Below are 12,350 nucleotides of genomic sequence, written 5' to 3' on the forward strand. Positions count from 1 at the left end.
CAGACAATTACTCAACGAAGCCGCGGTTATTAACGGACCCGATTTGTTGCTAGCCCTGCGTTTAATGACTAAAAAGTCTATAATCAACACATAACATTTAGAACGATGCAGTGTGCTTTCCGCTTACACCAAGGGGGTTTCAATGAAAATTACTGTGCTTGGTTGCGGAGCTCTCGGGCAGTTATGGCTATCAGCGCTGTATCAGCAAGGCCATGATGTACAAGGCTGGCTCCGTGTGCCACAGCCCTTTTGTTCAGTCAATGTTATTACGTTAAGCAATGAGGCGTTCAACCAGAACCTACCGACTAATGATCCAGAGCATTTGTCGAAAAGTGAATTATTACTGGTGTGCTTAAAGGCGTGGCAAGTATCCAGCGCTGTCATCGCCCTATTACCCAAGCTTAACCCTGAGTGTAAAATTTTACTGCTGCATAATGGTATGGGCACAGAGGACGAACTGCCGCGCCATGAGTATACCTTCCTGCATGGTGTAACCACTCATGCAGCCCGACATGACGGCAACACGATAGTCCATGTTGCCAGTGGGGTTACGCATATTGGCCCAACCTCGCCAACGGCAATAGATATCAGCCATCTGGCCGATGTACTACATCAGGCACTGCCGGATGTCGCCTGGCATAACGATATATCAGCAGCTTGTTGGCAAAAACTGGCGGTAAACTGTGTAATTAACCCGCTCACAGGGCTGTATAACTGCCGCAATGGTGACTTGCAGCGCTACCCAGAGCTGATTAGCAGTTTATGTGCCGAGGTAGCCAGTGTTATGGAGATGGAGGGCTACCACACCTCAACCAGCAGCCTGTTAAGCTATGTTAACGATGTTATCCAGAGTACCGCAGATAATACCTCGTCGTTATTGCAGGATTTACGCTGCCAGCGGCATACCGAGATAGATTACATTACTGGTTATTTACTGCGGCGTGCGCGCAACCACGGTATGACGTTACCGGAAAATGCCCACTTATATGATTTAATAAAACGTAAGGAAAATGAGTATGAGCGTATCGGCGCTGGTTTGCCTGGCTCCTGGTAGCGAAGAGACCGAGGCGGTCACCACTATTGATGTTCTGGTGCGCGCCGGTATCGAGGTAACAACCGCCAGTGTCGCCAGTGATGGAGCATTGGAAATTGTCTGTTCACGCGGTGTCCGCTTGCTGGCAGATACCCGTTTAGTGGATGTGGCGGATCAGAAATTTGATGTGGTGGTCCTGCCTGGTGGTATAAAAGGTGCGGAATGTTTTCGCGATAGCCCGCTGCTGGTTGCTACTGTGCGTCAAACCCATAATGAAGGACGACTGGTGGCCGCCATTTGCGCTGCTCCCGCCTTGGTACTTGAGCATCACAATTTGTTCCCTGTTGGCAATATGACCGGCTTCCCAGCACTGAAAGATAAAATCGATGCCACTAAATGGATGGATCAGCGGGTAGTTTATGATCGGCGGGTGAATTTGGTCACCAGCCAAGGGCCGGGTACTTCCATCGATTTCGCACTGAAGATCGTATTTTTGCTGCTCGGCAGGGAAAAGGCCGAAGAAATCGCCTGGCAGTTGGTACTACCGCCAGGGATTTATAACTATACCCTTCAGACTTGAAGCCGCAGGGTTGTTAGCTACGCGCACTACTCGGCCCGTCCATGAGCCTCGCCTCTGCGAGGCCGCTGCTAGCAGCGTTCAAATCTGCTCCGGGCAGATTTGTCACCCGAATCACTTACCTGAGTAAGCTCATTGGGATGAGTTTGCTGGCTGCCTACCTGCAACTCCAATTACTTTGGGTATATAGTGAATATGATCATAGCAACCACGGCGCAAGCCCAGAGTGGCAAAGCGCAGTAGCCGCTGACGATCCCCAACAAGGCGTCGCGAGCGAAAGGAGTTTGAGCACAACGCAAGCTCAAAATACACACGCGCAGTAGCCGTTAACTATCCCCAACAAGGCGTCGCGAGCAAAGTCAGTCTGGGTGCGCCCAGCGCGCAGCCAACGGAGCGTACACATAGTACGTGAGGAGTTCGAGCACTGCGCAAGCCCAAAATCCACACCCGCAGTAGCCGTCAATTATTCAAAAACTAAGGGCGGTACACTTTTACGTTTGTATACCCCTGCTCACGCAAGTAAAGCGCCTGCAAACGACTCATCACCCCGCGATCGCAATACAGCAGATAAGTCTTGCTCTGATCCAGACTGGCGAATTGCGAACTCAGTTTATAGAACGGTAATGCGTGAACTTCTACACTGCCCACGTTAAGCGGCTTTTCGTCCTGCTCATCCGGTGCGCGAATATCCAGCAACACATCGGTATCGGCCAGTTCAGCAACGGTTTCAACCTCAACAACCTGCTCACGGCTTTGCTCGGCAATTTCACGAATATCAACGTTTTTAGCTTCGCTGACGACCCGGTCCAGAATAGAGAAATCAAAGTGGGACTCCTCTTCTTCAATCTTGGCTTTGACCGCTTTCACCGTAGGGCTTTTGGAAATCACGCCGCAATATTCCGGCATGGTTTTTGCGAAATCTTCAGTGCCTATTTGCCGCGCCAGATTAATGATGTGCTCTTTATCATGGGAAATCAGTGGGCGCAAAATCAGGGTGTCTGAAGCATTATCAATTAACCGCAGATTGGTTAATGTTTGGCTGGAAACTTGCCCCAGTGCTTCACCGGTAACCAGTGCCTGCACACCATAACGTTCTGCAACCTGCGATGCCGCACGCACCATCATGCGCTTGAGTACTACGCCCATCTGACCATCTTCGACTTTTTCGAGAATTTCGCCGACAACCGGTTCAAAATCAATAGCAACAAAACGCACCCGATGGGAGCTGCCAAAACGGTTCCACAGATAATGAGCTACCTGCTTGACACCAATTTCATGAGCCGAGCCGCCGAGATTGAAGAAGCAATAATGCACGCGGCAACCACGACGCATCAGCATATAGCTGGACACACCCGAGTCAAAACCGCCTGAAATCAGCGATAACACATCTTCTTGTGTGCCGATCGGGAAGCCACTCAACCCTTCATGACGCGCCTTGATCAGTGTCAGTTTGTCCTGATCAATTTCTAAATGAACCGTAACCTGAGGATGGGTCAGTTTAACTTTTGCACTTTCAATATGTTGATTCAGACCGCCGCCAACATAGCGTTCAACATCACCTGACGAAAATTCATGCTTACCGCGGCGCTTCACCCGCACACAGAAAGTTTTCCCGATCAGTGTCTCGCGATAGGCTGCCAGTGTCTGCTCAAAAATATTGTGCATATCGGTGTAGCTGCGATCTTCTACTTCGAGAATATGGTGAATCCCCGGCACGCGGGTCAACGCATCACAGATAACCGGGCCAAGATTGTCATCTTTGGTACGAATTTCAATATGATCCCAATGACGGACTACCGCGAGGGTATCGTCCTCAAGGTTTTTCAGTACATTGCGGATATTCGTAGTAAGGATCTTAATGAAGCGCAATCGCACAGATTGACTCTTGATGGTGATTTCTGGGAACAATTTAATGATAAACTTCATGGCGGTCTTTAGTTGTCTGGTTATGGAGTGATGGCGCTGCTATTGATAGCAACAGTCAAAGGCTTTAGCGAAAACATGCAAGCCGAGGAGTATATCACTATTAGACGTGCCACTGCGTACTAAAAACCCGACTTAAACGTCACGATTTCCCCTTCATTATCCGCTAGAATAGCCGGTAATAATTTTTTGGCCCGAATGTAATTGGTATGGTGAGTTACTCTCAGAAAAAACCTCATTAGCAGGAATGCGTTACGCACCATTAATGTTACGTTTCATAAAAATATCGAGTCGAATAGAGCTATGGCGAAAAAACCCGCAACACCAGAAACCAAAGTGACCAGTTTTGAGACATCCCTCAGTGAACTGGAACAGATTGTGACCCGCCTGGAGTCCGGTGAATTACCGCTGGAAGAAGCGTTAAACGAATTCGAACGGGGTGTGCAACTGGCCCGTCAGGGGCAGCAAACCTTGTTACAAGCGGAACAGCGAGTGCAAGTTCTTCTCAGTGATGATGTAGATGCACCCTTGGCACCTTTCACCCCGGATACTGAATAGCCTTATGTCTATCGCCCACTCATCTGCTGATTTTTATCATCAACTTGCAGCTCATCAGCAACGGGTCAATCAGGCGCTGCTTGATTTTATTGCTCCGCTACCCTTTGGCGACAGCGACTTAGTCGCCGCCATGCGTTATGGTGCCGTGCTCGGCGGTAAGCGGCTGCGCCCTTATCTGGTTTATGCCACCGGCCAAATGTTTGGTCTGTCGCTGACTAATTTAGATGCTCCTGCGGCGGCAATTGAATGTATCCATGCCTATTCATTGATTCATGATGATTTACCGGCGATGGATGACGATGATTTACGTCGTGGGCAGCCGACTTGCCATGTGAAATTTGGTGAGGCCAATGCCATTCTGGCGGGAGACGCACTGCAAACGCTCGCGTTCTCTATTCTGGCTGAAGCGGAGATGCCCGATGTGGCAGATAAAGATCGCTTATCGATGATTGCCGAATTAGCTAAGGCCAGCGGTGTCGCGGGGATGTGTGGGGGTCAGGCATTGGATCTGGAAGCCGAAGCGCGCCAGATTTCACTGGAAGAGCTTGAACGCATCCACCGCCACAAAACCGGCGCATTGATCCGTGCCGCGGTTCGCCTCGGTGCATTGGCTGCGGGCACAGCAGGGCGCGAAGCGTTACCGTTACTTGACAGGTACAGTGAGGCCATTGGTCTGGCCTTCCAGGTTCAGGACGATATCTTAGACGTTATTGGCGATACAGCTACAATTGGTAAACGTCAGGGTTCAGATCAACAACTCGGCAAAAGCACTTATCCGGCACTGCTGGGGTTAGATTGCGCTAAAGCTAAAGCGATGGATCTGTATCAGGAAGCGCTCAGCGCCCTGAATGCCTTGTCAGAGCAATCCTATAACATAGCGCCGTTGCAGGCGTTAGCCTGTTTTATTATTGAGCGTGATAATTAGAAATATACTGACCGTTAATAAACGCTGATATACCCCAAGAACTTAGCGTTGCAGTCAGGCAAAGCGAACCCTTCTGCTGCAACAGATTCTAAGGGTATGCACCCACTTTTGATATGAGCATCGAATGAGCCTTGATATAGCCAAATACCCGACATTGGCACTTGCAGAAAATCCTGAAGAACTGCGCATGTTGCCAAAAGAAAGCCTGCCGAAGTTATGTGATGAACTACGCCAGTATTTGCTCGCGTCCGTCAGTCGCTCCAGTGGGCACTTTGCTTCCGGGCTGGGCGTAGTCGAGCTAACTGTCGCGTTGCATTACGTCTACAACACACCTTTCGACCATCTGGTGTGGGACGTAGGTCATCAAGCTTATCCTCACAAAATATTAACCGGTCGTCGCGAACAGATCGGTACTATTCGCCAGAAAGATGGTTTACATCCTTTCCCTTGGCGTGGTGAAAGTGAATATGATGTGCTCTCGGTTGGCCATTCCTCAACCTCAATCAGTGCAGGCCTGGGGATGGCTGTCGCAGCTGAACGGGAAGGTAAAGGGCGGCGGACTGTTTGTGTTATCGGTGACGGTGCTATTACGGCGGGTATGGCTTTCGAAGCAATGAATCATGCCGGTGATATTCACTCAGACATGCTGGTTATCCTCAACGATAACGAAATGTCTATCTCAGAAAATGTCGGTGGTTTGAACAATCATCTGGCTCAGTTATTATCGGGTAAGCTCTATGCCAGCCTGCGTGAAGGTGGCAAAAAGGCATTTTCTGGCTTACCACCGATTAAAGACCTGTTGAAACGGACTGAAGAGCACCTAAAAGGGATGGTGGTGCCAAGTACCTTATTCGAAGAGTTAGGCTTTAATTATATTGGCCCGGTTGATGGGCACGATGTGCAAGCATTGGCACAAACGTTGAAAAACATGCGTGACCTGAAAGGCCCGCAGCTGCTGCACATCATGACTAAAAAGGGCAAAGGCTACGCACCGGCTGAGAAAGATCCGATTGGCTGGCATGCAGTGCCGAAGTTTGATCCCGCCTCCGGTACTTTGCCGAAAAGCCAGGGTAGCCTGCCGACTTACTCCAAGATTTTTGGTGAATGGTTATGTGAAACCGCCGCCAAAGACAGCCAGTTAATGGCCGTCACCCCTGCTATGCGCGAAGGCTCTGGGATGGTGCGTTTCTCTCGGGAATACCCCCAGCAATATTTCGATGTGGCTATCGCTGAGCAACATGCAGTGACCTTTGCCGCAGGATTAGCCATTGGGGGCTACAAACCGATTGTGGCTATCTACTCCACCTTCCTGCAACGAGCATATGACCAACTGATTCACGATGTTGCCATCCAAAACCTGCCCGTTCTATTTGCTATTGACCGTGGTGGCCTGGTGGGTGCGGATGGCCAAACCCATCAGGGTGCGTTTGACCTCTCATTCATGCGCTGCATTCCAAATATGGTCATCATGACCCCAAGTGATGAAAACGAGTGCCGTCAGATGCTTCACACCGGTTATCACCACCACGGCCCTGCGGCGGTACGTTACCCACGCGGCAACGGCACCGGTACCGACCTGAAACCGTTAGAGATCATGCCGATAGGTAAAGGTACTGTGCGTCGTGAAGGTGAAAAGATTGCCATATTATGCTTTGGTACTTTACTGGCTCAGGCCCAGTTCGTCGCCGATAACCTCAATGCCACCTTGGTGGATATGCGTTTTGTGAAGCCATTGGATGAGGCGTTGGTACTGGAAATGGCTGCCAGCCATGAGGTATTAGTCACCGTGGAAGAGAACGCCATCATGGGTGGTGCGGGTAGTGGTGTGAATGAATTGCTGATGGCGAAACGGCAATTAGTGCCGGTACTGAATCTCGGTTTATCGGACAGCTTTGTGCCACAAGGTGAACAAGAGGAAATGCGCGCTGAGTTTGGGTTAGATGCTGCGGGTATACAACGACAGATTGAAACGTGGCTGGCGTGATAACAACTTAATTTACACAGATTGAGCCAAGGCCGACCACTCCTACAGCCGCTCCGGTGGCTCGCGCCACTACGACCCGAACGGAGTGTTTCCCTTGGTTCGAATTTCACCTGCAATTTGAAAGATGACCACACACATACCCTATAGATTTCAAGGTGCAGGAAGGCGGCAAGTAAGTGCATCCCGATGAGCTGACATGAGTCAGTGATTCGGGTAAGCGAATGCAGCCAACGCACCTGCAATTTGAAAGATGACCACACACATACCCTATAGATTTCAAGGTGCAGGAAGGCGGCAAGTAAGTGCATCCCGATGAGCTGACATGAGCCAGTGATTCGGGTAAGCGAATGCAGCCAACGCACCTGCAATTTGAAAGATGACGGGTATTAGTAGAATAAATCAATTGGCCAATAGTGCCCGATAACAAAGATAATCGCCGCCGCAATCACCCCGGCAATAATGTCATCGATCATGATCCCCATGCCACCATGGACATTGCGATCAAACCAGCGAATCGGCCAAGGCTTCCAGATATCAAAAACTCGGAACGCGACAAAACCCGCAGCGACCCATTGCCAATGATTGACGGGCAATGCCATCAGGGTTATCCACATGCCGACAAATTCATCCCAAACGATACTGCCATGGTCATGAACCTGCATATCTTTGGCGGTACGATGACAAATGTAGACACCAATGCAGATGCTGAACATTACAGCCAAAGAATAAAGCTGCCATGGGAGCTGGATCAATAGCAGCCAGAATGGGATTGCCGCAATTGACCCCATGGTACCGGGTGCCCATGGTGATAAACCACTACCAAAGCCGGTGGCCAGCAAATGCCAAGGATTGGTTAACCGCAAACGGCGTTTGGCTTCATCCATGGGATTTACCTGTTGAGAAGTGATCAAAACCACGAAAATCCAGTTGTACTGCCTTACCTTCACGGAAGAATTTAACACCTTCCGATTGCGGGCCTACCTGCCCAATACAAGTATAGCCTGCGCCGGTATTACTGAGAGCGACATCCAGTGCACCACGGTTTATCTCAGGTACGGTAAAGCACAACTCATAATCTTCACCACCACTCAACGCCCAGCGTAGAGCCTGTTCAGCGTCAACCTGACGTGTTAGCGCATCAGAGTAAGGCAATGCATCCAACTCAATACGCGCCCCACAATTGCTCGCTTTCAGGATATGTTGCAGATCAGAAATCAGCCCGTCGGAAATATCAATGGCAGAGCTGGCAAGGTCGCGCAATGCCTGCCCTTGCAGCACCCGTGGCTGTGGCCGCAGATGACGGTGAATTAATGCAGACCTATCGGCTTCGTTATCAACTCGCAACGCATTTTGCAAAATCGCCAGTCCTGCGGCACTGTCACCTAGCGTACCGGTAACATAAATCCAGTCACCAATTCGCGCACCGGCTCGGGTCAATGCCCGCCCTTCCGGTACCAAACCTTGAATGGTCAGCGTTAGACTCAATGGCCCACGAGTAGTATCACCACCAATCAGTTGCATACCGTAATAGTTAAGTTGATCAAATAAGCTATCACTGAATGCCTGCAACCAGTCTTCATTTACATTGGGTAGGGTTAAAGCAAGAGATAACCAGGCAGGATCGGCACCCATTGCAGCTAAATCGCTAAGGTTTACCGCTAAAGATTTGTAACCAAGATCGGCCGGATCGATATCCGGTAGGAAATGAACGCCCGACACCAGTGTATCCGTACTGATGGCCAACAGCTGTTTTTCTGCCACGGTGAGAAGTGCGCAGTCGTCTCCAATACCCAGCTCTACATCCCGGCGATTACTTCTAAACCGGTCAAAGTAGCGGGCAATGAGGTCAAATTCGCCACATGCCATAATACAATTCCAGGAGTGTTTACCAATATATGATTAAGGCCGGTTCCCGGCCTTAATCATATCCCTCTTCACTTGACGCGGTGTTAGCGCTGCCAATGACTTTGGGTATATTATTTCTTTTTACGTACTGTCGGAGCTACTTTATCCAGCACGCCATTTACGAACTTGTGACTATCTTCCGCACCGAAAGTTTTGGCCAGTTCGATAGCTTCATTGATTGCCACTTTATAAGGGACATCATTACGTTTGCTCAGTTCAAACAGTGCAATACGCAGAATAGCTCTTTCAACCTGACCTAATTCCTCGAGCTGGCGGGAAAGAAAAGGTGTCATTAACGCATCCAAAGATGTGGCATTAACTGCGACCCCTGACAGCAATTCGCGAAAATAGGAGATGTCTACATCTTTGACATCCTGCTCCGACAGGAACTGTAATTCAACATCAGCGATGTCGTTTTTAGACAACTGCCAAGAGTAAAGCGCTTGAACAGCGCACTCACGAGCGCGGCGACGAGCAGCAGGTTTCACGGAATTCCCCTTAACTAAATTCAGCCTTTAATAGCTTTGATTACATTAATCATTTCAAGTGCGGTCAGGGCAGCTTCTGCACCTTTATTACCCGCTTTAGTACCAGCACGCTCAATTGCCTGCTCAATACTTTCTGTGGTCAGCACACCGAAAGCGACTGGAATATCGCTATTCATGGCTACACTTGCCAAGCCAGAACTCGCTTCACCAGCAACATATTCAAAGTGCGCAGTTCCCCCACGGATAACCGTACCCAGCGCAATTACCGCATCGTAACGATTTGTTTTTGCTAATACATTGGCAACCAGCGGCAACTCATAGGCACCCGGTACCCAAACAACAGTAATGTTGTCATCAGCTACCTGACCAATGCGCTTCAGGGCATCAATTGCACCTTCCAGCAGACTGTCGTTGATAAAGTTGTTAAAACGCGCAATTGCAATCGCCACGCGGGCATTAGGAGTAGCAACAACACCTTCGATAACGTTCATAGCTTTCCTCAATATGGGTTCATACCCCGCAGGGGGGCGGATTCTATCATATTCTTTCACGCCCCGCCCCTGCGCATTTACAAAACGCTTGGCAAGACGATGATTGAGCTTCGGGAAATTCTGCCGGAAAATTCAATTAATACTTCGGTTTCAAACGCAAACGTAAGTCTGGCCCCACCTGACGTACATCACTGAAGACAAATTCAGGGGCTTGTGCTAAATGCGTTAATCCAGCCAACTGGCACAATCCGCGGGCATCGCTACCCAACAGTTTTGGCGCGATATACAGAATTAACTCATCAACCACACCGGCCTGTAATAGTGCGCCTGCCAGTTGTGGCCCGGCTTCAACCCACACTGAGTTAATTTGCCGCTTGCCAAGTTGCATCATCAATAATACCAAATCCACACCATTACCATGGCGAGGTAACAATAACTGCTCGACATTATCTGGCCATGGCTGCTGATCCGCCTCAACCCGCGCCAGCCAGCATGGGCCATTTTGTTGTGTCACTTTGTGTTCAGGCGTTACACGGTTATGGCTATCCAATATAATCCGAACCGGTGGGCGCAGCGAATCTTGGGGATACAAGGCTTGCGTTTGGGCATCTAACTCCGACCAGCGCACCGTGAGCGAAGGGTCATCCGCTATTACGGTGGCACTGGTACTGAGAATCGCCGAACTCTCAGCCCGAAAACGCTGCACATCCTGGCGTGCCTGTGGCGACGTAATCCACTGGCTTTCACCCGAGGCCATCGCGGTACGTCCATCTAATGATGCCGCCATTTTCAATTGCAAATAAGGAAAACCGGTACGCATCCGCTTTAGGAAACCAAGATTCACGGCTTCAGCTTCCGCCAACATCAAACCGTGGTCGACTGCAACCCCGGCCTGTTTCAATTTATATAACCCACGCCCGGCAACTTGCGGATTGGGGTCCTGCATTGCCGCCACGACTCGGGTTACACCAGCGGCCACCAGTGCATCCGCACAAGGCGGCGTGCGCCCGTGGTGACTACAAGGCTCAAGGGTGACATAAGCCGTTGCACCACGCGCTTTCTCACCCGCCATGCGTAATGCATGTACTTCGGCGTGTGGCTCTCCGGCTCGCAAATGATACCCTTCGCCGATAATTTCACCATCACGCACCAATACACACCCAACATTTGGGTTTGGCGAGGTAGTAAACCGCCCTAACCGCGCGAGTTCAAAAGCGCGGGCCATATAGAACTCATCAGTCTGCATGGCTTTCCTTCCGTTTATTGCGTCGCTTTATGGCTGCGCGACCCTCGCTAAATAACCATTTGACGCGAATTAATCCTGCAAACGGGCAATTTCTTCACCGAATTCACGAATGTCTTCAAAGCTACGATAGACCGAGGCGAAGCGAATATAGGCCACTTTATCGAGCCGTTTGAGGGCTTCCATCACCAGGTTACCCACCATTTTCGTCGGAACTTCCCGCTCGCCCGTGGCGCGCAATTGGGATTTGATATGACTTATTGCTGTTTCGACATCATCAGAGCTAACCGGACGCTTTTCTAATGCTTTCAGCATGCCACGCCGTAATTTATCTTCGTTGAAGGGTTCGCGCACATCATCACTTTTAACCACGCGCGGCAACACCAGTTCTGCCACTTCGAAAGTGGTAAAACGTTCATTACAATCTAAACACTGGCGGCGGCGGCGCACTTGCGAACCATCGCTCACCAGACGGGAGTCAATGACTTTAGTATCCACAGCGGCACAAAACGGGCAATGCATAGTGCTTCCTGATGAGTGAGCCAAAACTTAGCCCCAGTTTACCGCGAACTGCCACGACAACAAAGTGCGGAAACGGCAGTTTATCTTGATTCAACTATTGAGCAGCTTCTGGTTCAGTGGATTTAGGCTTTATCAGCACAGGCCATTCCTTTTGCAGCGCTAACCAAACTTTACGATCCGGGGATAATATATTGAGAGGGTCGAAAGGGTATTGGGCTGGTGTGCCCTTAACGAATATCTGAGTAACCAGTCCATAGAGCCAATTTGCTTGCACCACTTGGTCATAACCCGTATATTTCCTTAATTCAGTAATTAGCCCTTTTAATTCTAATAAATCGTTTGCTAACTGCATATTTACATTTTTGTTATCTTGGAATAAATCAGGAAAGAGGACAGAAGCAATAGCATTCACGAATCGTGTCCAAAGCGTGTCATGCTTATTTGATAATTTTAGCAGCAGAGAGTTTATCAACGCCAAGGCATTAGGACTTGTTTTGCACACAATAACCAGGCTATTATTTAACTCAGGCAATGACCCCATATTCATGATTATTTCTTTGTCATAAGACTCTATCAGTTTCTCAATTTCTTTATATCGAAGTTGAAGTTTATCTAAGTCATGTTCCCCAGACATGCTGCCTTTAAATATGACATCTTTATTTATTGTTAAATCTTTCCCTCGATATATATTAGATTCAAAT

At 49.4% G+C, this 12,350-nt stretch carries 13 protein-coding genes; 5 read left to right on the plus strand and 8 right to left on the minus strand.

Annotation, left to right across the window (positions count from 1 at the left end; genetic code table 11):
* Positions 1–142: 142 nt before the first annotated feature.
* Together panE and yajL are read left to right on the plus strand one after the other, a co-directional pair.
* Positions 143–1,054, plus strand: a complete 912-nt coding sequence (gene panE, locus V1952_RS01740; RefSeq protein ID WP_372558190.1) for a 2-dehydropantoate 2-reductase — start codon at positions 143–145, stop codon at positions 1,052–1,054.
* A complete protein-coding gene (yajL, locus tag V1952_RS01745) occupies positions 1,017–1,613 on the plus strand; it encodes a protein deglycase YajL (protein ID WP_372558189.1) in 597 nt (198 codons plus the stop codon). The genes panE and yajL overlap by 38 nt, the downstream gene beginning before the upstream one ends.
* A gap of 471 nt (positions 1,614–2,084) precedes the next feature.
* On the opposite strand, the gene thiI is transcribed toward yajL, so the two are convergent.
* Positions 2,085–3,536, minus strand: coding sequence for a tRNA uracil 4-sulfurtransferase ThiI (gene thiI, locus V1952_RS01750; protein ID WP_372558188.1), 1,452 nt, complete (start codon positions 3,534–3,536; stop codon positions 2,085–2,087).
* 300 nt (positions 3,537–3,836) lie between these two features.
* On the opposite strand from thiI, the gene xseB reads away from it, so the two are divergent.
* From xseB to dxs, 3 genes are all read left to right on the plus strand, one after another.
* A complete protein-coding gene (gene xseB, locus V1952_RS01755) occupies positions 3,837–4,091 on the plus strand; it encodes an exodeoxyribonuclease VII small subunit (RefSeq protein WP_372558187.1) in 255 nt (84 codons plus the stop codon).
* A 4-nt stretch (positions 4,092–4,095) separates the two neighbouring features.
* Entirely contained in the window at positions 4,096–5,016 is a 921-nt protein-coding gene (gene ispA, locus V1952_RS01760; RefSeq protein WP_372558186.1) for a (2E,6E)-farnesyl diphosphate synthase, read from the plus strand.
* Between the two features lie 124 nt (positions 5,017–5,140).
* Positions 5,141–7,000: a 1-deoxy-D-xylulose-5-phosphate synthase gene (gene dxs / locus V1952_RS01765; RefSeq protein WP_420074245.1), complete on the plus strand. Its 1,860-nt coding sequence runs from the start codon at positions 5,141–5,143 to the stop codon at positions 6,998–7,000.
* 386 nt (positions 7,001–7,386) lie between these two features.
* On the opposite strand, the gene pgpA is transcribed toward dxs, so the two are convergent.
* The 7 genes from pgpA to V1952_RS01800 form a co-directional block, all read right to left on the minus strand.
* On the minus strand, positions 7,387–7,884 hold the full coding sequence (pgpA, locus tag V1952_RS01770) for a phosphatidylglycerophosphatase A (RefSeq protein ID WP_338628848.1): 498 nt from the start codon (positions 7,882–7,884) through the stop codon (positions 7,387–7,389).
* A complete protein-coding gene (thiL, locus tag V1952_RS01775) occupies positions 7,877–8,866 on the minus strand; it encodes a thiamine-phosphate kinase (protein ID WP_083160057.1) in 990 nt (329 codons plus the stop codon). Before thiL ends, pgpA begins: the two co-directional genes overlap by 8 nt.
* A 110-nt stretch (positions 8,867–8,976) precedes the next feature.
* The gene (nusB, locus tag V1952_RS01780) at positions 8,977–9,393 is read right to left on the minus strand and encodes a transcription antitermination factor NusB (protein ID WP_083160059.1); all 417 of its coding nucleotides are present in this window, start codon (positions 9,391–9,393) and stop codon (positions 8,977–8,979) included.
* 20 nt (positions 9,394–9,413) lie between these two features.
* Complete coding sequence (ribE, locus tag V1952_RS01785; RefSeq protein ID WP_005182120.1) at positions 9,414–9,884, minus strand: 6,7-dimethyl-8-ribityllumazine synthase; 471 nt, start codon at positions 9,882–9,884, stop codon at positions 9,414–9,416.
* A gap of 136 nt (positions 9,885–10,020) precedes the next feature.
* Positions 10,021–11,130, minus strand: a complete 1,110-nt coding sequence (gene ribD, locus V1952_RS01790) for a bifunctional diaminohydroxyphosphoribosylaminopyrimidine deaminase/5-amino-6-(5-phosphoribosylamino)uracil reductase RibD (RefSeq protein WP_420074246.1) — start codon at positions 11,128–11,130, stop codon at positions 10,021–10,023.
* A gap of 69 nt (positions 11,131–11,199) precedes the next feature.
* Entirely contained in the window at positions 11,200–11,649 is a 450-nt protein-coding gene (gene nrdR / locus V1952_RS01795) for a transcriptional regulator NrdR (protein ID WP_005182112.1), read from the minus strand.
* Between the two features lie 94 nt (positions 11,650–11,743).
* The coding region (locus tag V1952_RS01800) for a hypothetical protein (RefSeq protein ID WP_420074247.1) at positions 11,744–12,350 on the minus strand (607 nt) is incomplete at its 5' end.

The organism is Yersinia sp. 2542 StPb PI, from assembly GCF_048593855.1.
Classification (GTDB): domain Bacteria; phylum Pseudomonadota; class Gammaproteobacteria; order Enterobacterales; family Enterobacteriaceae; genus Yersinia; species Yersinia enterocolitica_E.